The 24,551-nt window shown below is 64.5% G+C and carries 22 protein-coding genes; 16 read left to right on the top strand and 6 right to left on the bottom strand.

The features are described from left to right. Window positions 1-4 precede the first annotated feature (4 nt). From BUB23_RS09390 to BUB23_RS09350, 9 genes are all read left to right on the top strand, one after another. Window positions 5-1,240 (top strand): branched-chain amino acid ABC transporter permease, encoded by a 1,236-nt coding sequence (locus tag BUB23_RS09390; RefSeq protein ID WP_073102849.1) that lies wholly within the window; start codon window positions 5-7, stop codon window positions 1,238-1,240. Continuing rightward, complete coding sequence (locus BUB23_RS09385; protein WP_073102848.1) at window positions 1,237-2,016, top strand: ABC transporter ATP-binding protein; 780 nt, start codon at window positions 1,237-1,239, stop codon at window positions 2,014-2,016. Before BUB23_RS09390 ends, BUB23_RS09385 begins: the two co-directional genes overlap by 4 nt. After that, window positions 2,013-2,738 carry an ABC transporter ATP-binding protein gene (locus BUB23_RS09380; protein ID WP_073102847.1) on the top strand — a complete coding sequence of 242 codons (726 nt, stop codon included), beginning with the start codon at window positions 2,013-2,015 and terminating at the stop codon, window positions 2,736-2,738. Before BUB23_RS09385 ends, BUB23_RS09380 begins: the two co-directional genes overlap by 4 nt. Then, a complete protein-coding gene (locus BUB23_RS09375; protein ID WP_073102846.1) occupies window positions 2,735-3,559 on the top strand; it encodes an SDR family NAD(P)-dependent oxidoreductase in 825 nt (274 codons plus the stop codon). Before BUB23_RS09380 ends, BUB23_RS09375 begins: the two co-directional genes overlap by 4 nt. 33 nt (window positions 3,560-3,592) lie before the next feature. Then, window positions 3,593-5,794: an alpha-ketoacid dehydrogenase subunit alpha/beta gene (locus BUB23_RS09370; RefSeq protein WP_073102845.1), complete on the top strand. Its 2,202-nt coding sequence runs from the start codon at window positions 3,593-3,595 to the stop codon at window positions 5,792-5,794. 10 nt (window positions 5,795-5,804) lie between these two features. Next, window positions 5,805-6,290, top strand: coding sequence for a VOC family protein (locus tag BUB23_RS09365; protein ID WP_073102844.1), 486 nt, complete (start codon window positions 5,805-5,807; stop codon window positions 6,288-6,290). A 1-nt stretch (window position 6,291) separates the two neighbouring features. After that, entirely contained in the window at window positions 6,292-7,575 is a 1,284-nt protein-coding gene (locus BUB23_RS09360) for a pyruvate dehydrogenase complex dihydrolipoamide acetyltransferase (protein ID WP_073102843.1), read from the top strand. 7 nt (window positions 7,576-7,582) lie between these two features. Continuing rightward, the gene (lpdA, locus tag BUB23_RS09355; protein WP_073102842.1) at window positions 7,583-8,971 is read left to right on the top strand and encodes a dihydrolipoyl dehydrogenase; all 1,389 of its coding nucleotides are present in this window, start codon (window positions 7,583-7,585) and stop codon (window positions 8,969-8,971) included. A gap of 143 nt (window positions 8,972-9,114) precedes the next feature. After that, complete coding sequence (locus BUB23_RS09350; protein ID WP_073102841.1) at window positions 9,115-10,014, top strand: DMT family transporter; 900 nt, start codon at window positions 9,115-9,117, stop codon at window positions 10,012-10,014. 13 nt (window positions 10,015-10,027) lie between these two features. Here the strand turns inward: BUB23_RS09350 and BUB23_RS09345 are convergent, their stop codons facing one another. The 3 genes from BUB23_RS09345 to BUB23_RS09335 form a co-directional block, all read right to left on the bottom strand. Then, the gene (locus tag BUB23_RS09345) at window positions 10,028-11,365 is read right to left on the bottom strand and encodes an MmgE/PrpD family protein (RefSeq protein ID WP_073102840.1); all 1,338 of its coding nucleotides are present in this window, start codon (window positions 11,363-11,365) and stop codon (window positions 10,028-10,030) included. A 61-nt stretch (window positions 11,366-11,426) separates the two neighbouring features. Beyond that, window positions 11,427-12,401 (bottom strand): tripartite tricarboxylate transporter substrate binding protein, encoded by a 975-nt coding sequence (locus tag BUB23_RS09340; protein ID WP_073102839.1) that lies wholly within the window; start codon window positions 12,399-12,401, stop codon window positions 11,427-11,429. A gap of 168 nt (window positions 12,402-12,569) precedes the next feature. Next, on the bottom strand, window positions 12,570-13,862 hold the full coding sequence (locus BUB23_RS09335) for an amidase (protein WP_073102838.1): 1,293 nt from the start codon (window positions 13,860-13,862) through the stop codon (window positions 12,570-12,572). Here BUB23_RS09335 and BUB23_RS26670 point away from each other — a divergent pair. Together BUB23_RS26670 and BUB23_RS09330 are read left to right on the top strand one after the other, a co-directional pair. Beyond that, window positions 13,861-14,091, top strand: a complete 231-nt coding sequence (locus BUB23_RS26670) for a hypothetical protein (protein WP_143160931.1) — start codon at window positions 13,861-13,863, stop codon at window positions 14,089-14,091. The two genes, BUB23_RS09335 and BUB23_RS26670, sit on opposite strands and share 2 nt — an antisense overlap. Next, window positions 14,070-14,999 carry a LysR family transcriptional regulator gene (locus BUB23_RS09330; protein WP_073102837.1) on the top strand — a complete coding sequence of 310 codons (930 nt, stop codon included), beginning with the start codon at window positions 14,070-14,072 and terminating at the stop codon, window positions 14,997-14,999. Before BUB23_RS26670 ends, BUB23_RS09330 begins: the two co-directional genes overlap by 22 nt. 28 nt (window positions 15,000-15,027) lie before the next feature. Here the strand turns inward: BUB23_RS09330 and BUB23_RS09325 are convergent, their stop codons facing one another. After that, entirely contained in the window at window positions 15,028-15,915 is an 888-nt protein-coding gene (locus BUB23_RS09325; protein ID WP_073102836.1) for a LysR family transcriptional regulator, read from the bottom strand. A 140-nt stretch (window positions 15,916-16,055) separates the two neighbouring features. On the opposite strand from BUB23_RS09325, the gene BUB23_RS09320 reads away from it, so the two are divergent. The 5 genes from BUB23_RS09320 to BUB23_RS09300 are packed head-to-tail and all read left to right on the top strand — an operon-like array spanning window position 16,056 to window position 22,270. Continuing rightward, a complete protein-coding gene (locus tag BUB23_RS09320) occupies window positions 16,056-17,027 on the top strand; it encodes a Bug family tripartite tricarboxylate transporter substrate binding protein (protein ID WP_073102835.1) in 972 nt (323 codons plus the stop codon). Window positions 17,028-17,061: 34 nt separating this feature from the next. Continuing rightward, window positions 17,062-19,230, top strand: coding sequence for an acetate--CoA ligase family protein (locus tag BUB23_RS09315; RefSeq protein WP_073102834.1), 2,169 nt, complete (start codon window positions 17,062-17,064; stop codon window positions 19,228-19,230). Further along, the gene (locus BUB23_RS09310; protein ID WP_073102833.1) at window positions 19,227-20,021 is read left to right on the top strand and encodes an enoyl-CoA hydratase/isomerase family protein; all 795 of its coding nucleotides are present in this window, start codon (window positions 19,227-19,229) and stop codon (window positions 20,019-20,021) included. The genes BUB23_RS09315 and BUB23_RS09310 overlap by 4 nt, the downstream gene beginning before the upstream one ends. After that, entirely contained in the window at window positions 20,018-21,433 is a 1,416-nt protein-coding gene (locus tag BUB23_RS09305) for an aldehyde dehydrogenase family protein (protein ID WP_073102832.1), read from the top strand. The genes BUB23_RS09310 and BUB23_RS09305 overlap by 4 nt, the downstream gene beginning before the upstream one ends. A 24-nt stretch (window positions 21,434-21,457) precedes the next feature. Further along, a complete protein-coding gene (locus tag BUB23_RS09300; protein ID WP_073102831.1) occupies window positions 21,458-22,270 on the top strand; it encodes an enoyl-CoA hydratase in 813 nt (270 codons plus the stop codon). A 40-nt stretch (window positions 22,271-22,310) separates the two neighbouring features. Here BUB23_RS09300 and pgi read toward each other — a convergent pair whose 3' ends face one another. Both pgi and infA read right to left on the bottom strand, forming a co-directional pair. Continuing rightward, the gene (gene pgi / locus BUB23_RS09295) at window positions 22,311-23,888 is read right to left on the bottom strand and encodes a glucose-6-phosphate isomerase (protein ID WP_073102830.1); all 1,578 of its coding nucleotides are present in this window, start codon (window positions 23,886-23,888) and stop codon (window positions 22,311-22,313) included. A gap of 146 nt (window positions 23,889-24,034) precedes the next feature. Continuing rightward, window positions 24,035-24,292, bottom strand: a complete 258-nt coding sequence (gene infA, locus BUB23_RS09290; protein ID WP_013744218.1) for a translation initiation factor IF-1 — start codon at window positions 24,290-24,292, stop codon at window positions 24,035-24,037. Between the last annotated feature and the right edge of the window lie 259 nt (window positions 24,293-24,551).

Raw genomic sequence — 24,551 nt, 5'->3', positions numbered from 1 at the left:
ACCAATGAAATCATCACATATATTGGCGCTTTTGCTGCTCGTGGCATTTCTGCTGGCGTTGCCGGCCTTCATGTCGACATCGCTGGTCAACGCCGCCATCCAGATGCTGATCGCCGCCTTGTTCGCCAGCGCCTTCAATGTGCTGGCCGGGCAGGGCGGCATGTTGTCTTTCGGCCACGCCGCCTATTTCGGCATAGGCACCTTCGCCACCATACACGCCATGAATGCGCTGGATGGAACAGGCCTGCTGCCGGCGCCCTTGCTGCCGCTGGTGGGGGCCGCGGCGGGCTGCCTGCTCGGCCTGGTGGCCGGCTGGTTTTCCACCCAGCGCAGCGGCGTGTATTTTTCGATGATAACGCTGGCGCTGGCCGAGCTGCTGCACTCCCTGGCCCCCCACCTGAAAGACGTTTTCGGCGGCGAAGGCGGCGTGTCGGCCATGCGCATGCCGGCATGGGGCCTGACCTTCGGCAGCGCCATCGAGGTCTATTATCTGACGCTGGCATGGGTGCTGCTGTCCCTGGCGCTGTTGTATTTCCTGACCCTCACCCCCTTGGGGCGCCTATGCCAGGGCTTGCGTGAAAACAGCCAGCGCCTGCGCTTCATGGGCTACAACGTCCATGCCCTGCGTCTCATGGTGTTCACGATATCGGCGACATTTTCGGGGATCGCGGGCGCGCTGCTGGCCCTCAACAATGAAGCCGCCAATTACGTGATCTTCGATATGAGCCTGTCGTCCCAGGTGGTGCTCAATTCCTATATCGGCGGGATAGGCGCATTCTTCGGCCCGGCCCTGGGCGCGGCGGTCATGACCTTCTTCGGCTATGCCGTATCCGACCTGACCCGCACTTGGCTGCTGTACCAGGGCGTCATTTTCGTGCTGGTCATGATGTTCATGCCGGCGGGCCTGTTCAGCGTCTCCGGCTGGTGGAGCGGCAATCGCGGCAAGCACGCCCCGGCGACCCTGCTGCGCATTCTCGCCTTGCGGATGGCCGGCTGCGCGCTCGGGGCTTGCGGCTTCGTCTTCATCGTCGAACTGCTGGCCCGCATCCTGGCGCAGGACTATCAATCTTTGCTGGTCGAGGGCGCCGCCTGGCCCGCCGTCGCGCTGTTCGGCCTGCAATGGCTGCCCGGCGCGGCGGCGACCTGGCTGCTTCCCGCGGCCCTGCTGGCCGCCGGTATTGCGCTGGTGATCGGCGCCAACCGGAAATGGCAGTTTCTGCGTGAGGAACAAACAGCATGAGCGATACGATAGCCACCTCCGGCGCCAGGGCGGCGCTGACCCTGCGCGGCGTACACAAGTCTTTCGGCGATGCGCACATCATCCGCGGGGTGAACCTCGAATTGCGCGAAGGCGAGCGCCACGCGGTCATAGGCCCCAACGGCGCGGGCAAGTCCACCCTGTTCCATCTGATTTCCGGCCAGTTCCAGCCTTCCTCGGGCCAGATCACTCTGGGGGACCGGCCCATACAGGGCATGGATGCGCGCGCCATCAATCGCCTGGGGATGGCGCGCTCCTTCCAGATCACCAATATTTTTCCCGGCCTGAGCGTATTCGAGAATTTGCGTTTTGGCGTCATGCGCCGCCACGGTCTGCAGTACACCTTCTGGAAGCGGATATCGCGATCCGCGGGGGTGACGCATGAAACCGAGCAGTTGATCGAACAACTGCGCCTTGGCAGGCATCGCGACACCCTGGGCGGGGAATTGTCGTATTCGGAGCAGCGCTCCCTGGAAATCGGCATGGCGCTGGCCTCGGACCCCGCGGTCCTGCTGCTGGATGAGCCCATGGCCGGCATGTCGCGCGAGGAAACGGAATATACCGTCGGCCTGATCCGGGACTTGACGGCCGGGCGTTCCCTGATGATCGTTGAGCACGACATGGAAGTCGTCTTTTCCTTGAGCGACCGGATCAGCGTGCTGGTTTACGGCGAAATTATCGCCACCGGCACGCCAGATGAAATCCGGGCGAATGTCCAGGTGCAGGAAGCTTATCTCGGTACGGAGGTGACGGCATGAGCGATGCATCCGCAACGCCGCTGCTGTCGGTGCGCGACCTGCACGCGCATTACGGCAAGAGCCATATCCTCCAGGGGGTGAGCTTCGAGGTGGGCGGCGGCGAGGTCATGAGCCTGCTGGGTCGCAACGGCTCGGGGCGCTCCACCACCATCAAGGCCATCATGGGCCTGGTGCCTCCCACGTCGGGCCGGATTCTCCTGGACGGGCAGGACATCGCGGGGGCGCCGTCCTACGCCATCGCCCGCGCCGGCATCGCCTATGTGCCGGAAGAGCGCGAGGTGTTCGGCAACCTGAGCGTCGACGAAAACCTGATGATGGGCATGCAGGCCAGGCGCGGCGACGCTCCGCTGTGGACCGTCGACCAGATGTTCGATTATTTCCCCCGCTTGAAAGAACGGCGCAACACCCAGGCCGGCAATCTGTCGGGCGGCGAACAGCAAATGCTGACGATCTGCCGCTCGCTGCTGGGCAATCCCAAGATTATCCTGATCGACGAGCCCACCGAAGGCCTGGCCCCGAAGATCGTGACCATAGTCGGCGAAGCCATCCAGGACATCCATCGCCGCGGCGTGTCGGTCGTCCTGGTCGAGCAGAAGCTCACGATCGCGCTGAAGATTTCCACCCACGTGTGTTTGCTGGGGCACGGCCGCATCGTCTTCCGCGGCGCGCCCGGCGAGCTCGCGGGGAACTCACAATTACTGAAGGATTGGCTGGCTCTATGACGAACACCATGTCTGCAGAGGTCCTTGCGCGCCTGGCGCAAGGCAAGTCTTTCCTGGATCTCGCGCATAAGGCGGTATTCATCACCGGCGCAGGCAGCGGCATCGGACGCGCCATGGCCCTGGCCTTCGCCGCCAACGGCGCCCGCCTGGCCCTGCTGGATATCAATCCGCTGAGCCTGGAGCAGGCCCGCGGCGAGCTGCTGGCATTATTTCCCGGGATCGCGGTGCAGACCTATGCCGCGCCCGTCAATGACGAGCAGGCGGTCCAGGATGCCGTAGCCGGCGCCGCGGCGGCTTTCGGGGGCATCGACATACTGCTTAACAATGCCGGGATTTCCATGAACCAGCCCACACTGGAGCTGACGGGCGCCGACTGGCGCAGGGCCATGGACATCAACGTGAATGGCGTTTTCTATTGCGCCCAGGCGGTGGCGCGGCACATGGTCGGGCAGGCCCATGGCGTCATCCTGAACATTTCTTCCATGTACGGCGTCGTGGCCGCTCCCGAGCGCGCCGCCTATTGCACCAGCAAAGCGGCGGTGGCCATGCTGACCAAGGTCATGGCGATCGAATGGGGCAGGCTGGGCCTGAGGGTCAATGCCATCGCGCCAGGGTATGTCAAGACCGACCTGGTCGACGAACTGGTCAAGGCGGGACGCATGAATGTCGAGGCGCTGGCGCGCCGGACGCCGCTGGGCCGGCTTGGCGAGCCGCAGGAAATCGCGGCCCTGGCCCTGTTCCTGGCGTCCGAGCACGCCTCCTTCATCAACGGCCATGTCGTCGTGGCCGATGGCGGATGGTCCGCCTACAGCTACATCTGAATATCCGCAACTACCCGTCTGGAGATCAATTTCATGTCAGAAACCATTGCGCTGTCCCCCGCTTCCAAGTGGGTAGCGTTGCGCAGCACCGAAGCGGATTGGAAAAAGGCCGACCCCAAACTGCTGGGCACGCTGCTGTCCCACTTGCATTTGATACGCGCATTCGAAGAAACCGTGGTGGACCTCGCCATGGCCGGCCTGGTGCACGGGCCGGCGCATTCCAGCATAGGCCAGGAAGGCGGCGCGGCCGGCTCCATCGTGGCGCTGACCGCCGCCGACCAGATCAATGGCTCGCACCGCGGGCATCATCAGTTTCTGAGCAAGGCGCTGGCGTATGTCACGCCCGGCGGCATAGACCCCCGTGCCGGCCTCAGCGCCGAGGTCGATGTCTTGCTGCAGCGCACGCTGGCCGAAATCCTCGGCCTGGCGCAGGGCTTCTGCCGCGGCCGCGGCGGCTCCATGCACTTGCGCTGGGAGGAGGCCGGCGTGCTCGGCACCAACGCCATCGTTGGCGGCGGCGTGCCGCTGGCGGCCGGCGCCGCATGGGCGCACAAGCATGCCGGCACCGATGCGGTCGCCGTGACATACTTCGGCGATGGCGCCATCAATATCGGGTCCGTGCTGGAAACCATGAACCTTGCGGCGGCCTGGAAGCTGCCTTTATGTTTCTTCATCGAAAACAATCGCTATGCCGTATCGACCAGCGTGGAGGAAGCCACGGCCGAACCGCGCCTGTCGGCGCGCGGACTGGCCTTCAACATTCCCAGCTGGAAAGTGGATGGCATGGATCCCCTGGCGGTGCATCTGGCCATGGAGCAGGCGCTCGGGCACATGCGGGCGGGCAGGGGCCCAACCATCATCGAGGCCGATGTGTATCGCTTCTTCCATCAGAATGGCGGCTTTCCGGGCAGCGCCTTCGGCTATCGCAGCAAGGAGGAAGAGCAGGCCTGGCGCGAACGCGATCCCCTGGACATGCTGGGCCGCCAGATGCAGAAGCGGGGACTCATAGGCGAGCAGGACATCACGGACCTGCGCGCGCGCATGCGGGAATCCATGCGGCGGGCGGTGGGCGCCCTGACTGAGACCGATCCGGCCGGCAAGGCGGGGGCACTCCGCATACGCCCGGACCTCTGGCCGGAACCGGGCTTTCGCGATATCGGCCTGCGCGGCGACTTGAGCGAATTGGCGGGGGCTCGCACCGAAGAGCAGGATACCTTCAAGGGCAAGCTGGAAAACCGCAAGTTCATCGATCTGGTGGCCGACGTGATGGAGCGCCGCATGGAAAGCGATCCCAGCGTCGTCGTCATGGGCGAGGACGTGCATCGCCTCAAGGGCGGCACGAATGGCGCGACCCGTGGCCTCAAGGACAAGTTCCCAGAACGCGTCCTGGGCACGCCCATCAGCGAGAACGCCTTTGTCGGCCTGGGCGGCGGGATGGCGATGGACGGGCGCTTCAAGCCGGTTGTCGAGTTCATGTATCCCGACTTCATGTGGGTGGCCGCCGACCAGGTATTCAATCAGATAGGCAAGGCGCGCCATATGTTTGGCGGCGGCATCGATGTGCCGCTGGTGCTGCGCACCAAGGTGGCGATGGGCACCGGCTACGGTTCGCAGCACTCGATGGACCCGGCGGGCATTTTCGCCACCAGTCCGGGATGGCGCATCGTGGCGGCGTCGACGCCTTTCGATTATGTGGGCCTGATGAATGCCGCCCTGGCCCTGGAAGATCCGGTGCTGGTCATCGAGCATGTGGACTTGTATGCCTCCAGCGGCCCGGCGCCTGTCGACGACTTCGACTACCAGACGCCGTTCGGCAAGGCGGCCGTGCGCCGCGGCGGCAAGGACGTCACCGTCCTGACCTATCTGTCGATGGTGGCGCATTCGCTGGAGGCCGCCGAACAAGCCGGCGTCGACGCCGAGGTGATAGACCTGCGCTGGCTGGACCGCGCAAGCATAGACTGGGAAACGATCGGGAAGAGCATACGGAAGACCAATAATGTCCTGATCGTCGAGCAAGGCGCGCAAGGCGTCTCATATGGCGCCTGGCTGTCCGATGAAATCCAGAGGCGCTTTTTCGATTGGCTGGATCAGCCGGTCCAGCGGGTCGCGGGCGGCGAAGCGTCGCCCAGCATTTCCAAGGTACTGGAGCGCGCCGCTTGCGCCCGTACCGAGGAGGTGGTCGAGGGATTGAAGCAAGTCATGCGCGATCAGGGCGCGGATATTCAGAAAGCTTGAGGAGAACTCCATGAAATTCGAAATGACCGCGCCGCTGGAAGTGGGCATCGCCTGCCGCGACTTGCCGCGCTTGCGGCGATTCTACGAAGAGGCGCTCGGCTTCGCCTTTGTCAGCGAGTTCGCCGTGCCGGCTGAAAAGTCGGCCGCGTCGGCGCTGTCCGCCGGCGGCTATACCGTCGTTCGCCTGCAGACTTCATATGGCGAGCGCATCAAGCTGCTCGCTCCGAATGCGCCCGCGGCCGGACATGAGCCGGCGGCATACATACTGGACCGGTCCAATGCGACCTATCTGACCTTCATCGTCGCGGATATCGAAGCCGCCATCCGGCGCCTGCTGGACGAAGGCATCGAATTCATGACGGGCGGCCGGCATATCGAAGTGCGCCCTGGCGTATACCTCGCCTTCTGCCGCGACCCCGAAGGCAATGTGCTGGAACTGGTGCAGTATGAAGACATAACGAGCTATCGCCCGGACCTGGCGAAGGGGAGGAGCTGAAATGGCAACACTCATCCGCATGCCGGGAGTCGCGGCGAATGCCACATCGGCGACCATTGCGTCCTGGGCCAAGAAAGAAGGCCAGGCCGTCGCCGTCGGCGACTGCCTGGCCGAGATCGAAACCGAGAAAGCCGTCATTGAATTCACCGCCGATGAGGCTGGCGTGCTGGGCAAGATCCTCGTCGACGCCGGGCGGGATGCCGACGTCGGGGCAGCCATCGCCGTCCTGTACGCCGCGGGCGAGAAAGATGTCGATATCGATGCGCTGCTGGCCGGCCAGGGCGTGGCCGCGGCGCCCGCCGGCGAGCGTCCGCGGCAGGACGCCGCAGCCCTGGCCCCGGCCCCGGCACCGGCACCGGCACCGGCGCCCCGCGCGGGCGGCGAGGCGAATGCGGCGCCGGCGCGTGTACGGGTTTTTGCCAGTCCGCTGGCGCGGCGCCTGGCTCGCGACGGCGGCATAGACTTGCTGGCGCTGACCGGCAGCGGCCCGCGCGGCCGCATCATCAAGCGCGATGTGCAGGCAGCCGCCTTTGCCGCTCCGGTGGCGAAAACGCCGCCCGCGGCCGCGCCGGAAGCTCCGGCTTCCGCTTCCGCAGGGGCGTCCCAGGCCTATCTCGACGTCCCGCACTCCAGCATGCGGCGCACGATTGCGCGGCGCCTGTCGGAAAGCAAATCCACGATCCCGCATTTCTATCTGCGCGCCGACTGCCGCATGGACAGCCTGCTTGCCTTGCGCAAGCAGATAAATGCCGGCGCCGCGCGGCGGATTTCCGTCAATGACATCATCGTCAAGGCTGTCGGCGCCGCCTTGCGCGAACTGCCGGCGATGAATGTCAGCTGGACGGATGCCGCCCTGCGCCGCTATGAAAAAGTGGATGTGGCGGTGGCGGTGTCCACCGGCGCCGGACTGATCACACCGGTCGTGCTGAATGTCGACGCCAAGCCGCTATCCCTGGTCAGCGCCGAGATCGCCGAACTGGCGCGGCGCGCCCGCCAGGGCAAGCTTGCCGCGCACGAATACCAGGGCGGCAGCTTTACCGTCAGCAATCTGGGCATGTTCGGCGTGCAGGAATTCGCCGCCATCATCAATCCGCCGCAGGCCGCCATCCTGGCCGTCGGGGCCGTTGAGCAGCGGCCTGTCGTCAGCGATGGGGCGCTGGTGGCGGCGGCGGTGATGTCGGTGACCCTGTCGGTCGACCATCGCGCCATCGACGGCGCGCTGGCCGCGAAATGGCTGGCGGTATTCAAGCGCCTGGTCGAAAATCCCTTGGCAGCCTTGGTGTGAGCGCGCGATGCAACATTCAGAATTCGATGTGGTAGTGGTGGGTGGCGGGCCCGGCGGGTATGTGGCCGCCATCCGGTCCGCCCAATTGGGCATGCGCACGGCCCTGGTGGAACAAGACCAGCTGGGCGGCGTTTGCCTGAACTGGGGGTGTATTCCCACCAAGGCATTGCTGCGTTGCGCCGACGTATTGCGCCTGGTGCGCGACGCGGCGCAGTTCGGCGTGAAGGCCGCAGAGCCGGCCGTCGATTTGTCCGCCATGGTCGCCCGTTCGCGGGCCGTGGCGGGGCAGCTGCAGCGCGGCGTGGCGCACTTGATGAAAAAAAACCGGATCACGGTGATCAAGGGCCGCGCCCGGCTGGCGGGCGGCGGCCGCTTGCAGGTCGGCAGCGGCGGCGATTCCCTGGTGGCGGCCAGGCATATCGTCCTGGCTACCGGCGCCCGCGCCCGCCGCCTTCCCGGGTTCGAGGCCGATGGCGAAAGCGTGTGGTATTACCGCGAGGCCTTGACGCCGGCCTTTCTGCCCGAGCGCCTGCTGGTGATAGGCGGGGGGGCGATAGGCATAGAGTTCGCCAGCTTCTACCATGCGCTGGGATCCGGGGTGCATGTCGTGGAAGTGGCCGACCGGATACTGCCTGGCGAGGACGAAGAAATCTCGGCCTACATGGGCGACGCTTTGGGCGCGCAGGGCATCAGGCTTCACGTGGGAAGCCGGGTCGCGGCGGCCCGGCGCCAGGGCAAGGCATGGGAGGTCCGGCTGGACGGCCCCCATCCCGCCACGATAACGGTGGATGTCGTGCTGGTCGCGGCGGGCATCGTCGGCAATGTCGAAGACCTCGGGCTGGAAGGCAGCGCCGTCAGGCTGGAAAAATCCCATATCCTGACCGATGCTTTCGGCGCGACGCACGAGCCCGGCGTCTATGCCATAGGGGACGTGGCCGGGGCGCCATGGCTGGCGCACAAGGCCTCGCACGAAGCCATTCTTTGCATCGAGAAAATCGCTGGCCTGGATCCGCAGCCCATGCATGTCGACCGCGTGCCGGCGTGCACTTACAGCCATCCGCAGGTGGCCCATGTGGGCCTCACGGAAAGGCAGGCGCGGGAGCGCGGACACTCCGTGAGGGTGGGGAAATTCCCGTTCTCGGCCAACGGCAAGGCCATAGCGCTGGGCGCGACGGGAGGCTTCGTCAAAGTGCTGATGGATGCCGATTCGGGTGAATTGCTGGGCGCCCACATGGTTGGCGACGAGGTAACGGAGATGATCCAGGGCTATGTGGTCGCCACCGAGCTGGAAACCACCGAGGCCGAATTGATGCGCGCCATTTTTCCGCATCCCACCCAGTCCGAGGCGATGCACGAAGCGGTCTTGTCGGCATACGATAGGGCCTTGCACATATGAAATTGGCGCCCGGGCGCATCGGCATGCCGATGCCGGCCCAGGCGCGCGCAAGGGGCTGCGCCGCCGCCAAACAGCCGCGGCCGGCACAAGGAGCGCCATAGCTGATATGCTTATGGCAAACCCGGATATTCCTCAAGCCCTCAATGAATCCTGTCAGAACGCAGTTGCTGTTGATCGGCACCATGGCTATTTGGGGCTTGAATATTTCAGCCATCAAGGTACTGACAGCCTACCTGGACCCCCTGCTGATCGCCTGCATACGCATGGTGCTCGCGGCGCTCGTCATCAACCTGACGCTGGCATGGTCCCGGCGCCCGGCAGGCCTGCTCGGCATCTCCCCGGGGCAGTGGCTGCGCTTCATGCTTTGCTCGGTATTGATGGTCTACGGCAACCAGATCCTGTTCACCCGCGGCATGCAGACGGCCAGCGCCACCAATTCATCGCTGATCATGGCCTTGAGCCCCCTGGTGGCGTCCGTCCTGGCGGCGATCGTCTTTCGCGAATCGCTGACCGGCCTGCGGCTGCTTGGCATTGCCCTGGGCTTTGGCGGCGTATTCGCGGTCGTCTTGAGCGGGCCGCAGGCGGCCCTGTCGGAAGCCGGCTGGGGCGATGCGCAGGTATCCGCAGCCATGTTCAGCTTCGTGGCGGGCGGCATGCTGATCCAGGCCCTGGCGCGGCAATTCAACGCGCTGGTCATCAGCAGCATCATCTACACCCTGGGGGCCGCGCTGCTGTGCCTGCACTTGTTCCTGAGCGATGCCGTCGCCCTGAACCTCCGGATACTGCTTGCGCCCGGCTTGTGGCCATGGGTCCTGATCCTGTTTTCGGGCATCGTGGCGACAGCCATGTGCAATATGCTGTGGAACCGGGCCATCGCCGAACTGGGCGTCGCGCGTACTTCCCTGTTCCAGTACTGGATTCCGGTTTTCGGCGTGGGCTTCGCCCTGCTTCTGCTGGGCGAGCCCTTCACCGCGTGGCATCTGCTCGGGCTGCTGGGCATCCTGCTTGGCACCTACCTGGGCACGCGCCGGCCCCGGCGCTAGGGGCCGCGGCCGTTCATGGCGCCGCCAGCCGGTTTCCGATTTCGCCGGCATCCGCCAGCGTGTCGGCGCGCCAGCATAGCGCCAGCGCTTCTTCCATCTGGCCGGCCGGCCAGATGTCCCGGGCGAGATCCTTGAATTTTCCGCTCAGGTCGCTATCGCTCATGGGCCGCTCCAGGCTGCCCAGCGCATGTTCGACGTGATGCGCTATTGTCTGGCCGTTTTTCAGCCTGATGGTTATGCGGGCCTCGTCCTCGCGCATGCCCGCCTGGGGTTGCGCCGTCACGCGTTCGCGCAATGCGATCACGGCGGGATCCCTGACGGCCTGGTCCGAGTAGTTCCAGGCCGTGCTGCTTCCCTTCAACAGCGCAATGGCGGCTGAATGAAACACACTGAACTTGCCTTCGAGCCCGGTCAGCGGCTGAGTCTTTCCGGTAAGTTCCAGTACGAGGGGGTGGACTTGCAGCGCGACCTGTTCGATCTCGTCCGGCGCGTAAGCCTGCGCGGAGCTCAGCGCCAGGCATCCATCTATGATGGGATGAATCACCACGCCGCAAGCATAGGGCTTGAAGCTGTTGGCCAGCGTCTGCCATTGTTCCCCGAGGCCGCTGGTTGCATCGGCCAATTGCGGATCCGAGGACAGCACATGCGCAAAGCCGCGCGGCGCTTCAATGGCCCGGCTCGAGCTGGTGAAGCCGGCCCGGGCCAGCAGGACCGCGCTCAGCCCGCTCTGCGCCGCCCGGCCCGGATGCAGGCTCTTGCACATGGTGCCGAACATTTCGCGCAGGCCGGCTGCCTGCGTTGCGACAATGCCAAAGGCCCAGGCCATGAGCTTCGCGTCCAGCTTCAGGGCCCGTCCGACCGCGGCGGCGGCGCCGAAACCGCCCGCGGTGCCTGTCACGTGCCAGCCCGCGTCATAATGGGCCGGGCCGACGCCCATGGCGACGCGGCATTCGACTTCGATGCCGAATACGATGGCGTCCACGAATGTCTTGCCGTCTATGGGATGGTATTGCGCAAATGCCAGCAGGGCGGATAGCACGGGCCCGCTCGGGTGCACCAATGTGGCCAGGTGCGTGTCGTCGAAATCGAGGACATGCGAGCTGATGCCATTGAACAAGGCGGCGTGCAGGGCGTCCACCCGTTCCGGGCGGCCCAGTATCGACGCCTGCGCTGGCCCGATGAATGGGCGGAACGCAGCCAGCGCATTTTCCACCGCGGGATGCCGCGCGCCGCCCAGCGCGCAGCCGGCCCAGTTGACCAGGCTGCGTATGGCCTGATGGCGCACCGCGTCCGGTATGCGGCGCGTGTCATATTCGCTGACGAAGCGCGCAAGGCTTTCTGTGGTTTTCATCCTGTATTCCTGCTATGTGGCGCCCGGGGGCGCCCTGGTCTGCCGGGCGGCATAGAGCCGCTCAACTCGCTTGTATATTGGCGGTCTTGATGACTTCGGCCCATTTTTCCACTTCGCTATGGATCAATTGATCGAATTGGGCGGCAGACTGGCCGCCGGGCTCGGCGCCCATGGTGGCGAGCTTTTGCTGTATGTCCGGCGAGCGCAGGGCTGCGGCGATATCCGTGTTCAGCTTGGCGATGATGTCGGCGGGCGTGCCCGCGGGAGCCGCTATCCCCCACCATTGCAGTACCTCGTAACCGGGCACGTCGTCGGCGACCGCTGGAACGCCGGGCAGGGCGGCAAACGCTTTGGGTGTCGTCACGCCCAATGCCTTGAGCTTGCCGGCTTTCACATATTCGATGACGGTAGGGACAGGGGCGAACATGGCCTGGACCTGTCCGCCGAGCAGATCGGTCAGGGCGGGCGAGGTGCCTTTGTAGGCGATATGCACGAGGTCGACCTTGGCCTGCATATTGAAGAGTTCGCCCGCCAGGTGGGGCGAACTGCCGACGCCGGCGGAGGCGTAATTGATGCTGCCGGGCTTGGAGCGGGCCTGGTCGATGAATTCCTTGACCGAATTGGCGGGATTCGAGGCATTCACGACCAGCACCAGCGGGCCGGACGCAACCAGCGTGACCCCGTTGAAGTCTTTTTGCGGATCGAACGACAGATTCTTGTATAGCGTGGCATTGATGGCATGGCTCGGCGACGCCATCAAAAGGGTGTAGCCATCGGGAGCGGCCCGCGAGGCATTTTCGGTTCCAATGGAGCCACCCGCGCCGGCCTTGTTGTCCACGATGACGGGCTGCCCCCAGCTCGCTCCCAGTTTCTGGCCTATCAGGCGGGCCAGTATGTCGGCGCCTCCGCCTGGCGCGTAGGGCACTATGACGCGCACTTGCTTGGCCGGATAGGCCTGCGACCAGGCGCCAGCGCTAGTCAGCAGCAAGCCCGCCGCCAGGGCGCAGGCTTGGAATAGAACAGGTATTTTTTTCATGGTTGTCTCCGTGATTGTGCCGCAGCATAGGGAAAACGGCGGCCAGGGCGGGGAGCCTGGCGGTAAGGAAGAATGGCGGCTTTGACCGATATAGGCAATTCGTATTTATGGAAAAGTCGATTCGCCCTGGCTTAAAGCCGCGGGAATATTCGGCGCGCGCCGCCGGCATCAGGGAGCATGCACGATGCGCCCAACGTGGCCGGCAACCTGCAAGGCCAGGGTGTCGCAGCCCGGCCTTGCCACAATCTGGACGCCTATGGGCAGGGGGCCGGCGGCGGGCACAGGCACGTTCACGCTGGGCATGCCCAGCGTCGTCCACAATTTGCTGAAGACGGAACTGCCCAGCTCGGTGTCCGAGAATGGCGGAGCCAGGCCGGGCGCGCTCGGTGTCAGCAGGCAATCGCAATCGTGGAACAATTCTTCGCCGGCGGCGCGGCACTCGTCCACGATCCGGCATGCGCGCCGGTAGGCGGGCCCGGCTATCATTGCGCCGCGGGCCAGCTTCGCGCGCAGGCCCGGGGAAAGCCCTGCGCGGCAATGATCCCATTCGTAGGCCAGGGACTGGCGCGCTTCATAGTCGCTTATCGTATCGTGCGCCGCACCCAGCTCATTGAAGGCCTGCGGCAATATCGTGTCGCGCAGCTGCGCGCCGGCGCCGCCCAGCCTGCGCGCAACCAGGTCCAGGACATTCCGCGTGGCTGTTTCAGCATGCGCCCAGAAAGGCGCGCGGCAGACGGAAATGCGCAGGCTTGCGGGAGGGCCATGGGAAAATTCTTCCATCCCTGTCCAGTCGGACAATGCCTGCAGCGCCAGCGCGGCATCGCCCATGGAGCGGGCATGCACGCCCAGCGTATCGAAGCTGGGCACGATGGGTTTCATGCCCGCGGTATCGATGGCATCGAAAGTGGGTTTGAACCCCACCACGCCGCAATACGATGCCGGGCGTATGATGGACCCCGCCGTCTGGGTGCTGATGGCCAGAGGCACCATCAAGGCGGCCACCGCCGCCGCCGATCCGCTGGAGGACCCGCCAGGCGTATGGCCGGGCGACCATGGGTTGCGGGTCGGGCTCGCCCTGCCGCGCGTCGCGAATTCTTGAGTCGCGGTCTTGCCGATGACGACCAGGCCTGCGCGGCGCGCGCGCGCCACCACGCTGGCGTCACGCGGCGGCTGGTGGCCGCGGTAAATGGGCGAGTTGTATTGCGTGGGAAGATCGCCGGTGGCTATGACGTCTTTCACGCCTATGGGCACGCCATGCAGCGGCCCGCGCGCCGGTTGGGCGTCGAACGCGCGCGCCGTCGCCATCGCCCGCTCGGCGTCTATGGCGGCCCAGGCTTGCACCAGCGGCTCTTGCGCGGCGATGCGGTCCAGGCAGCTGCGCACCAGTTGTTCGGAGGTCAGCCGCCGCTCGCGCATGGCATGGGCGGCCTGGCTGGCTGTAAGCTCATAGGGCAGGGACATGGCGGGACTCCTGCTTGGGATCGGTTATAAAGTGCTTGCCCGGATTCCGCTGTGCCGGGCCGCAATGGGCGGACCTCCAGAGATTCGCCTTTTTCATGAAGACAGGCAATTCGTGATTATGGAAAAGCCGCTTCGCCTGCGCTTAAAGCTATTGGCGCTACGCCCGCTGATGTGTCGCATCCGCCCAATTCCCGGGATGAATAAAGTATGGCTTTCGACTTCGACCTGATTGATTTGCAGTTATTCGTGAACGTGGTGGATACGCTCAGTTTGACGCGGGGCGCCGAGCGCTCCCATATGTCGGCGCCGGCGGCCAGCGCGCGCATCAAGAAGATCGAGGAGGCGCTGGGAACACAGCTGTTTTACCGGACCACCCAGGGCCTTACGCCCACGTCCGCCGGGCATACCGTGCTGAAGAATGCGCTGGGCATCTTGCGGCAGGCCGAGCAATTGTCGGAGGAATTCCACGCGGGCGCCGGCAGCATGAAAGGCAATATCCGCCTCTATGCCAGCACCCTGGCCATCAGCGAATTCATCCCTTGCGCGCTGCAGAAATTCCTGTTGAGTTTTCCGGGGATGAACATCGACCTGCACGAGCGCGCGTCCACCGATATCGCGCGGGCGCTCAAGCAGGGGACGGCCGATATCGGCATCTTGTCGGCCGACGTTCCAGGCGAGGGATTGGAATGCGTTCCCTACCGCAGGGAAAGGCTGGTGCTGGTCGCGCCCGCGGGGCATGCGCTGGCGGGCGTCGGGCCGGTGGACTTCGGCCAGACGCTGCAAGCCGATCATATCGGCCTGACCGAAAGCACGGCCCTTCAGTCTTTCATCATACGCGCGGCATCGCGCGAAGGCATGGCGTTGAAATTGCGGATACAGGTCAATAATTTCGAGTCGCTGTGCAACCTGGTCGAATCGGGAGTCGGCGTCGGCATCATTCCGGATTCGGTGGCACGCCGGCATGCCCGGCGCCTGCGCATCGCTATCGTGATGCTGCGCAATGACTGGGCCATACGCGACCTGAAGATCGCGGTGCGCGACATGCGGTCGCTGTCGCCGCCGGCCAAGGCGCTGATCGATGTGCTGACCGCCCCCGAGCAAGGGCAGGAGCCCGGCGGGCCGGCGTCCGGCGGCTGAAACCCTGCCGCGGGAGGGAGCCCGGCATTCACGTTTGGGCGATCATGTGGCGGATCAGCCTTGCGACTTCGCGCGCGGCCCGGCTGGGCGGGCGTTGGGTGGTCGTCAGCATGACAACCAGCCTCGGCAACTGCGGCTCTATGATTCTTCTCGCCTGGAACAGCTTTGCGGCGACTTCCCCGACTATGGTCTGCGGGCTGAGCACGGCGTAGCAATGCTGCTGCTTGATGATGGCCTTCTGGGCCTCCAGGGAATCGGCTTCCACCACGACGTTCAGCTGGATGTGCAGCCGCCTTGCCGCGCTATCCACCGTAGCCCGCAAACCATTGGGATTGGCCGGCAGAACCAGGGGGACCTTGCCCAGCTCACTGAATCGGACTGTATCGCCTGGCGTCCTTTTTTCGGAAATGCCCACCAGCATGAGTTCGGACGAGGTCAATAGCTCCTCGCCATGGGTCTGCTCTTTGCGATAGCGGCTCAGCAGGGCTATGTCGGCGCGGCCTTCCGACAGCCATTCTTCTATCTGGCCACTGAATCCTTCCAGCATCCTGAGCCGTATGCGCGGATAGGTCCGCCGCACCGAGTCGAACAGGCCGCCAGCGATGTCCCGCATGAGGGATGGCAACAGGGCCAATGTGACCAACCCCGATGGCGCCTCGCCGAGATCGCGCATATCGGCCACCAGCTGGACGCTATTGAGCACCAGGCTTCTCGCGCGCGGCAGCGCGGCTTCGCCGAGTTCGGTAAGGGTTACGCCGCGGCCTGTGCGGTAGAACAACGGGCCGCCAAGCTCGCCTTCCAGGCCTACGATGATTCGGCTCAGCGACGGCTGCGTCAAGCCGAGCGCGATCGCCGCCTGTGAGATGTTGCTGACGTCCGCGACCTCGACGAAGGCGCGCAGTGCTTTGAGTTCCAAGCTTGTCTCCTATGCATGCCATGCATATCTGGTATAGAAGGTATTGTATACATGGATGCCTGGCCCGCTGCTAGACTGCCCCTCATCCTGCCTGGCGGCGCTATATGCCTGAAGCAGGAAAATCAAAAATGGAGACCCCAATGAAAACCCATAATGCCGTGCTGAGCGCGCTTCTTTCCGCCTGCGTCCTCACCTTCGCCGCGCTGCCGGCGCAGGCCGCCTATCCCGAACGGCCCATCCGCCTGATCGTTCCGTACACGCCCGGAGGCGTGACCGACGCCTTGGCCCGAGCCGTCGCCCAAGCGCTTTCCGAGAGGGTTGACCAGCCGGTCATTGTGGCCAATCATCCGGGCGGCGGGGCCAATATCGGGGCCAATATGGTCGCCAAAGCGCCTCCCGACGGCTATACCCTGCTGATGGGCTCGGCCGCCACGCACGCCATCAACGCCAGCCTGTACAAGAAAATGCCGTTCGATCACGTCAAGGATTTCGCCCCGATTTCGCTGGTGGCAGAGGTGCAGAACATTCTGGTCGTCAACCCCTCGCTGCCGGTCAAGAGCGTATCCGAGCTGATCGCCTATGCCAAAGAAAGGCCGGGAGACCTGAATTTCGGCTCATCGGGCAAAGGCGGCACCATACATTTGTCGGCTGAGCTGTTCAAGAGCATGGCTGGCGTCAATATGGTCCACATTCCCTACAAGGGCAGCTCCCCGGCGGTGGTCGATCTGATGTCCGGGCAGACGCAGGTCATGTTCGACAGTTCCGTCGCGCCGTATGTGAAGGCAGGCAAGCTGCGCGCTCTCGCCACCACGGGCACGAAGCGCTCTTCCGTATTGCCCGACTTGCCGACCATGGCGCAAGCGGGCCTTCCCGGCTACGAAGCTACGGCGTGGTTCGGCATCCTGGCCCCGGCCGGCACGCCCCGCCCCATCATCGACAAGCTGAACACAGAACTGGTCGCGCTACTGCACGACCCGAAGATGCGCAAATGGATGTTGGACCAGGGTGCCGACGCCATAGGAGATAGTCCCGAGGAATTCGCGGAATATATCCGCAAGGAAACCGACAAGTGGGCCCGCGTCATCAAGGAAGCCGGCATTACCCCAGAGTAAAAAATCTCTTTCATCTCAGGAAATTCGTATCGGTATGAATCACCAAGCCATTGCCCTCGGCGCAGCCCTTGATCCGGCTTCCATCGCCATTGTCGGCGCCTCCGACAACAAAAATAAAGTAGGCGGACGCCCGCTCGATTATCTAAAGCGCTTCGGTTACGCCGGCAGGGTATATCCGGTGAATCCATCGCGCAGCGTGGTGCAGGGCCAGCCCTGTTTCCCGGATATCGCCACGCTTCCCGAGGTGCCCGATCTGGCGATCGTGGCCGTCGCCGGAAGCGCTGTGCTCGAGGCTGTGCAAGCCTGCGCGTCCAAGGGCATACGCGCCGCGATCATCCTGAGCTCCGGATTCGGTGAAACCGGGGACCTTGGCCGCCGCCAGCAGGCGGAAATCGCCGAGGCCGCGGCAGCCGCCGGCATGCGGCTGATAGGGCCAAATTCGCAAGGGCTTGCCAATTTCAGCAGTGGAGCCGTGGCCAATTTCAGCACCATGTTCACGCAGTTGCCGCCTCAGGACGGGCCGGTGGCCATTGTCAGCCAGAGCGGCGCCACCAGCGCCGCTCTGTATACCTTGCTGCGCTTGAATGGCGTGGGGGTGCGCTATGTCCTGGCCACCGGCAACGAGGCGGACGTGACCGTGTCGGAACTCGCGCTTGCCGTCGCGGCTGATCCCGCGATAAAGCTTATCGTGGTCTATGCCGAGAGCCTGCGCGATGCCGATATGCTGGCTCGCGCAGCGGCAGCGGCGAAAGATAGAGGCATCCCCCTGCTTATGCTGAAAGCGGGGCGCAGCGCCGCGGGAGCCGCCGCCGCCGCCTCCCACACTGGCGCGCTGATCAACGAAGACGGCGTGGTCGACGCGTTTTTCCAGCGCCATGCGATCTGGCGCGCGACCGAGCTGCTGGATATCGTCAATATCGCGCCGCTATATCTGAAGGAAATCCGGCCGCGCGGCAGGAATCTGGTGGTCGTCAGCAACAGCGGTTCATCCTGCGTGATGTGCGCCGACTTTGCCGATGGGCTGGGCTTGCCCATGGCCGCCCTGTCCGCCACGACGCGCGGGCGGGCCGGCCGGGCGCTTGCTTCATTCGCCACTTGTTCGAATCCCATAGACGTGGCGACCGCCCTGCTGGGCGACAGCCGGGCCCTGGGGGCCGTTCTGCAAGCATTGGCCGATGATGAAGCCGGGGACCTATATCTGATCAGCTTGCCGGTGGCAGGCGACGGTTATGACCTGGAACAACTGGCCGAGGACATTGCCTCGTTCGAGAAGACCACCGGCAGGACGGTGGCGGTAAGCGCCACCACGGCGGCGACCCAGGAGCCATTCCGCCGGCGCGGGCTGGTGACGTTCGGCAGCGAACGCCAAGCCCTTGCCGCGCTCGACCAGTTCACCCGCCATTTGGCGCTGACAGCTTCGGCGCAGGCGCAGGCGCAGGCGCCCGCGCATCAGCGAAGGCCGCTATTGCTTCCGCCCGGAACGTCCGCCTTCCTGAGCGAAGCCCAGAGCATGGCTGTATTGGCCGACGCCGGTTTGCCCATGGCCGCTCATCAGGTCTGCTTCGATGCCGATCAGGCCGTCTCGGCCTGGCGCGGCATGGGCGCGGCCGTCGCGATAAAAGCATGCTCCGCCGAGCTTCCGCACAAGTCCGAGCATGGCCTGGTCCATCTGAATGTCGATGGCGAAGCCGCCGTGCGCCGGGCGTTCGAGGCCTGCCGCCAGGGGGTTCAGGCGCTGGATATAGCCTGGGATGGCGCCATCGTGGCCAAGATGGCGCGAGGCCGCCGCGAACTGGCGATTGGCGGCAAGATGGATCCGGTATTCGGCCCCGTCATTATGGTCAGCGACGGCGGCAAGTACATCGAGGCCATGCCCGATTTCGTTTTGTTGATCCCGCCATTCGATGCGGCGGCGGCGCGGGCGGCCATCGGCGCTTTGCGGGTGGCGCCCCTCTTTGCCGGCGTGCGCGGCGAGCCGCCGATGGACGTGGACGCCATATGCGCCGCCATGGTGACCGTTGCCTCGATCATGCAGCAGAATGCGGACACCGTTGCGTCGATCGATTTGAACCCTGTCATAGTAGGCTGCGCCGGGGACGGCATCGTCATAGCCGACGCCTTGATTGAACGCCGGTTGCCGGATGGCTCCGCGGCGCATGCTTTCCTCCCCCTCAACGCCGTAACCGAAGAAGTCGCGCAATGAAGAAATACGTAAACATCGAATATTCCGGCAATGCGGCCATCATCACGCTCAACCGTCCCGAGTCGCTGAATGCCATCGATCGCTCGATGAGGGACGCGCTTATCGACGCGATGGGCAGCGTCAACAGGGATGGCAATGTCCGGGCGATCGTGCTGACCGGCGCGGGCGATCGGGCTTTTTCATCCGGCCAGGACCTGAGCGAGGCGGCCGGTTTCGAGGCGCATGAAGTGCAAGCATGGATGGGCCACCAGTGCGCCATGTTCCAATCGATCCGCGACCTAGAAAAGCCGCTGATTGCCGCATTCAACGGCACCGCGGCCGGCACTGGCTTCCAGATCGGGCTGCTGGCGGACGTTCGCGTCGGCCATGCCGATCTTCTGATCGGACAGCCCGAGGTGCGCGTAGGCTTGGCCAGCATTCTCGGCTCTTACTTGATGACTTTGCACCTGGGCCTTTCGCACAATATAGAGATGTCTTTGCTTGGACGCCTGCTCACCGGCGAGCGGGCGCATGCGCTTGGGCTGGTCAATTATCTCGTCAGTCCGGATCAGGTGAAGGCCAAGGCGCTCGAGCTGGCAAACGAGTTCGCGCAATTGCCGGCCAATGCGCTGCGCCTGACCAAGGAGCGCTTCCGCCTGCTGACGCAGCCGGGCTTCGATGAAGCCTGCGAGGCGGTGCGGCGGTATCACCAGGCCGAGTATGCAACGGGCGAGCCGCAGGAAATCATGCGGGGTTTCCTGGAAGCCCGCAGCAGCCGCCGGCGCGAGCGCGAAGCGGGGAGAGCGGCATGAAACAATACGCACAAACCTATATAGATGGATCATGGCAAGGCTTTGATCCGCTGGCCTCCCTGGACTTGAAGGACTCCTTTACCGAGCAGCCCTTTGCCCATATCGCCCTGGCGGGGGCGGCGCAAGTCCAGCTTGCGGTTGCCGCGGCGCGCCGCGCCTTTGACGGATGGTCCGGCACGCCGCTGGAGCAGCGCGCGCAATTCCTGCGGCGCATCGGCGCGAACCTGGCCAAGCAGGCCGAGCCGCTTGCCGAGCAGATTACCCGCGAAGTCGGAATGCCGCTCAAGCTCTCGCGGCGCATCCAGGTCAACGCTCCAGCCGGAGCTTGGGAAAGCTATGCGCAGCTTGCCGGACAAATGGAGTATGCATCGCAGATCGGCCATTCTCTGGTAACGCAAGAGCCCGTCGGTATCGTGGCCTGCATCACGCCATGGAACTACCCGCTGCATCAGATGACCGCCAAGGTTGCGCCTGCGCTCGCCGCAGGCTGCGTCGTCGTGTTGAAGCCGTCCGAGCTCGCGCCCGCGGCGGCCTACGCCTTGGCCCAGGCCGTACATGAGTCCGGCTTGCCTCCCGGTGTATTCAATCTTGTCGTCGGTGCAGGAAACGTGGCCGGAGAGGCCCTGGCAGCGCATCCCGATGTCGACATGGTGTCGTTCACGGGGTCGACCGCCGCCGGGAAACGCGTGGCGGGCATTGCGGCCGACGGGGTGAAGCGCGTTGCGCTGGAGCTTGGCGGCAAGTCCGCTTCCATCGTGCTGCCCGGCGCCGATCTTGCCCTGGCCATGCGCCATGCCTTGGGCGCCTGCTTCCTTAACAGCGGGCAGACCTGCACCGCCATCACGCGCCTCCTGGTTCCGGCCGATCGCTATGACGAATGCGCCCGCCTGCTGCAAGAAGGCGCGGCATCGTTTGCCATGGGCGACCCGATGGAGTCCGGAACCCGGCTGGGTCCCCTGGTTTCCGGGCAGCAGCGCGACCGCGTCCAGGATTACATCGCGCAAGCCCTTGCCGCCGGCGCCACATCGATCACGAGCCGCGCCATATTGCCACCCCATGGCTATTTTGTTGCGCCCACTGTCCTGGGTGGTGTGCATCCGGACTCCGCAATCGCCCAGGAAGAGGTTTTCGGGCCTGTGCTGGCGGTGATCGCCTATCAGTCGGAGGAAGAGGCCATCGCTATTGCCAATCACAGCAACTATGGGCTGGCCGCCGCCGTCTGGGGCGCCGATCGCGGCCATGCCCTGGCGGTGGCGAAGCGGCTGCGGGCCGGCCAGATAGACATCAATGGAGCGGCTTTCAATCCCCTGGCGCCTTTCGGCGGATTCAAGCATTCAGGCGTCGGCCGGGAAAACGGCGCTTTCGGAATCAAGGAATTTCTCGAACCCCGCGCTATCCAATTGCCCGCATAGCCCCACCCCGCCAAGGAGATCCCGATGTCTTTCGAACAATTGCAGTACGCCGTCGCCAGCCATGTGGCTACCATCACGCTCAATCGCCCGGACCGCCTGAATGCCTTGACCCGCGTCATGGAGGCGGAAATCCGCCTCGCCATGGAGCAGGCGGACGCCGATCCCGGCGTCAGGGCCATCATCCTGACGGGGGCTGGCCGCGGCTTTTGCGCCGGCATGGACATGGACGAGCTTGCGGTGCTGCCGCCGGATGATATCCGCGCGCAGCAGTGGATGCGTCCCTACGATATGAACCGGCGCGCGGACTACCAGACCCGCTATTCCTATTTTCCCGCCATCGGCAAGCCTGTCATTGCCGCCGTCAATGGCGCCGCGGCGGGGCTGGGCCTGATCATGGCGCTGTATAGCGATATTCGCTTTGCCAGCAAAACGGCGGTTTTCAGTACCGCCTTCGCCAAGCGCGGCCTGATTGCGGAGCACGGCATAGCGTGGATATTGCCTCGTGTGGTCGGCCAGGCGCATGCCGCCGACTTGCTGTTTTCGTCGCGCAAGATAGCGGCCGAGGAAGCCCTGGGCATCGGGTTGGTGAACCGTGTGACCGAACCGGAAGCGCTGCTCGAAGAGGCGCTTGCCTATGCGCGGGACTTGGCCGGGAATGTATCGCCGCGCTCGATAAGAATCATGAAGCGCCAGCTATGGGAAGCCCCCTACCAGACGCTGGGCCAGGCCATTGCCGACGCCAACCAGGAAATGTTTTTGAGCATCCAGAGCGCGGACTTTAAAGAAGGGATAGAACACTTCCAGCAGCGGCGCCCTGCGGCATTTACCGGGGAATAAGGGATAGGGGCAGTGGCGCCGCCGCTACCCCCTGCCGCACTCACGCTTTCAACGAGGCGCCAAATTCCTTCACCCAGTGCGCTGTGGACGCATCATGGGCGGGGTCTATGGCGGCCTGGCCGGAAAGTTCGGCGGCAATGCCCTTGGCCAGCACCTTGCCGTATTCCACCCCCCATTGGTCGAAGGGGTTGATGCCCCAGACCACGCCCTGCACAAACACCTTGTGCTCGTACAGCGCGAGCAGCGCGCCCAGCGTGTAAGGCGACAGGCGGGGCAGCACGATCAGATTGGACGGGCGTCCGCCCGCATGGACGCGGTGTCGCGCTAGCCACTGGGCCTTTTCTTGCGGCATGCCCGATTCCTGGCATTCCTTCAAGGCCTGCTCGTAGGTTTTGCCTTTCAACAAGGCTTCGCGCTGGGCCAGGCAGTTGGCCAACAGGCTTTGATGGTGGCCGGGCCAGCCGTGGTCGGCCTGTTCACAGACTATGAAATCGACTGGCGCGCCGTCGCTGCCCTGGTGCAGCCATTGGAAAAACGTATGCTGGGCGTCCGTGCCGGGCATGCCCCATACGGCCGGGCCGGTGGGCACGCCGACCGGGTCGCCCGCCAGGTTGACCGACTTACCCAGCGATTCCATTTCCAATTGCTGGATGTAGGGCACCAGGTTGGCGAGGCGGAAATCATAGGGCGCGATATTCAGGGACCCGTAGCCCAGCACGCTGCGGTTGACGATGCCGGCGATGGCCATCTGGATGGGGGCATTCTGGGCGATGGGGGCCTGGGCGAAATGGGCGTCCATGGCGGCGGCGCCGGCCTGCATGCCGGCCACTACGTCGGAGCTCACGGCCAGGGCCGTGGTCAGGCTGACGGCCGACCACAGGGAAAAGCGCCCGCCGACCCAGTCCCACAGCTTGAAAATATGCGCGTCGGGCACCCCCCAGGCCTTGGCCACGTCGGGGCGCGCGGTAATGGCGACGACTTGTTCATAAGGGTTCTCCACGCCCGAGGCCTGCAGCCATTCCAGGGCGCGCTGGCCATTCTGCAGGGTCTCGGCGGTGGTGAACGATTTGGAGGCCAGCACGATCAGGGTGTCGTGGGGATCCAGCCCGGCCAGCCCGCCTTGAATCGCGTGGCCATCGATATTGGCCACGAAATGCACCTGGCGCCAGGTGCCGGCATAGCCGAAAGCGCTGACGGCCAGGCGCACGCCCCAGTCGCTGCCGCCGATGCCGATATGCACGATATTGCGCCAGCGGCGCTCGGAATCGGCCAGGCGCACGAAGTCATTGAGCCTTTGGCGTTCGGCGGCGACTTCGTCGATGGGGGCGGGGGCGCGCAATGCGGTGTGCCAGGCGGCGCGTTCCTCGGTGGCATTGGCCATGCCGCCGGAAAGCATGCGCTCGCGCTGTTCGTTGAATTGGCGGGCGGCCAGCAGGGCCTCGGTGGCCTCGACCAGCGCGGGCGAGCTTCCTTGCCCGCTGATATCGAGGTCGATGCCCGCGGCCTGTATCAGCCGCAGGCTATGGACGTGGATGGGGGAGTTCTTGGCCGCGCTCTCAAACGCTGCCCATTCAGGCAAGTCCGACAGGGAGTCGGCAGTTGGCTGCTTGCTGATCACGAGCGTTCCTTTGGCAATGACTATCGTTGGCCGATTGTATAGCCTTTGGTGCCCGGCGCATTGGCGCAGCCCGACGGCGGCATGCCCCGGCCGCCATGCCCGCAAGGGCGGGCATTCGGGGAGGCGTTCAGCGGATTTTTTTCTTATTAACGGCGGCGCTGGCTTGGGCCGCCAGGCGCGCGTCCCGCAATGTGGCGGAAAGTGATCCGGCCCTTGCTCAAATCATAGGGCGACATTTCCAGCGAAACCTTGTCGCCGGCCAAAATGCGGATATGATGCTTGCGCATCTTGCCACCGGTGTAGGCAACTACCGGGTGGCCGTTGTCCAGCGTGACACGAAAGCGCGAATCGGGCAGCACTTCAGTGACCAGCCCGCCCATTTCGATCAGTTCTTCTTTAGCCATAAAATATTCCTGTAAAAATTAATGAAATGCCGGCATGTCGAACTCGCGTTGCGTGTCATTCGATGGCGGGCATGATGCGATACCACAGCATTTGTGCAGCGTGCATAGCGGAAACGGCAATGCCATTTCGCGGGAAGGCGCTAGCCTGGCCCAGTGTACGATTGCTGCGATTGCGAACCGAGGTTCGAAGGTCAGGCGTGGCGTTAGCCGCAGCCTGAGGCGGCGCCCCTGGCCTTGGTGGGGGCCACAGGTGAATACT

Origin of the sequence: Pollutimonas bauzanensis, assembly GCF_900129885.1 — a bacterium.
GTDB lineage: Bacteria > Pseudomonadota > Gammaproteobacteria > Burkholderiales > Burkholderiaceae_B > Pollutimonas > Pollutimonas bauzanensis.
Note: the sequence above shows the minus strand (reverse complement) of the source record. Positions and strands in the feature narration are given on the sequence as shown.

Bases quoted from the DNA above. Each gene is read 5' to 3' on its own strand.
- BUB23_RS09335 (WP_073102838.1), bottom strand. From the start codon at position 13,862: ATGTCCCTGCCCTATGAGCTTACAGCCAGCCAGGCCGCCCATGCCATG.
- BUB23_RS09305 (WP_073102832.1), top strand. From the start codon at position 20,018: ATGAAACAATACGCACAAACCTATATAGATGGATCATGGCAAGGCTTT.
- BUB23_RS09350 (WP_073102841.1), top strand. From the start codon at position 9,115: ATGAATCCTGTCAGAACGCAGTTGCTGTTGATCGGCACCATGGCTATT.
- BUB23_RS09375 (WP_073102846.1), top strand. From the start codon at position 2,735: ATGACGAACACCATGTCTGCAGAGGTCCTTGCGCGCCTGGCGCAAGGC.
- BUB23_RS09370 (WP_073102845.1), top strand. From the start codon at position 3,593: ATGTCAGAAACCATTGCGCTGTCCCCCGCTTCCAAGTGGGTAGCGTTG.
- BUB23_RS09330 (WP_073102837.1), top strand. From the start codon at position 14,070: ATGGCTTTCGACTTCGACCTGATTGATTTGCAGTTATTCGTGAACGTG.
- BUB23_RS09320 (WP_073102835.1), top strand. From the start codon at position 16,056: ATGAAAACCCATAATGCCGTGCTGAGCGCGCTTCTTTCCGCCTGCGTC.
- BUB23_RS09310 (WP_073102833.1), top strand. From the start codon at position 19,227: ATGAAGAAATACGTAAACATCGAATATTCCGGCAATGCGGCCATCATC.
- BUB23_RS09385 (WP_073102848.1), top strand. From the start codon at position 1,237: ATGAGCGATACGATAGCCACCTCCGGCGCCAGGGCGGCGCTGACCCTG.
- BUB23_RS09360 (WP_073102843.1), top strand. From the start codon at position 6,292: ATGGCAACACTCATCCGCATGCCGGGAGTCGCGGCGAATGCCACATCG.
- BUB23_RS09340 (WP_073102839.1), bottom strand. From the start codon at position 12,401: ATGAAAAAAATACCTGTTCTATTCCAAGCCTGCGCCCTGGCGGCGGGC.
- BUB23_RS09315 (WP_073102834.1), top strand. From the start codon at position 17,062: ATGAATCACCAAGCCATTGCCCTCGGCGCAGCCCTTGATCCGGCTTCC.
- BUB23_RS09300 (WP_073102831.1), top strand. From the start codon at position 21,458: ATGTCTTTCGAACAATTGCAGTACGCCGTCGCCAGCCATGTGGCTACC.
- BUB23_RS09380 (WP_073102847.1), top strand. From the start codon at position 2,013: ATGAGCGATGCATCCGCAACGCCGCTGCTGTCGGTGCGCGACCTGCAC.
- BUB23_RS09345 (WP_073102840.1), bottom strand. From the start codon at position 11,365: ATGAAAACCACAGAAAGCCTTGCGCGCTTCGTCAGCGAATATGACACG.
- BUB23_RS26670 (WP_143160931.1), top strand. From the start codon at position 13,861: ATGGCGGGACTCCTGCTTGGGATCGGTTATAAAGTGCTTGCCCGGATT.
- BUB23_RS09365 (WP_073102844.1), top strand. From the start codon at position 5,805: ATGAAATTCGAAATGACCGCGCCGCTGGAAGTGGGCATCGCCTGCCGC.
- lpdA (WP_073102842.1), top strand. From the start codon at position 7,583: ATGCAACATTCAGAATTCGATGTGGTAGTGGTGGGTGGCGGGCCCGGC.
- BUB23_RS09390 (WP_073102849.1), top strand. From the start codon at position 5: ATGAAATCATCACATATATTGGCGCTTTTGCTGCTCGTGGCATTTCTG.
- infA (WP_013744218.1), bottom strand. From the start codon at position 24,292: ATGGCTAAAGAAGAACTGATCGAAATGGGCGGGCTGGTCACTGAAGTG.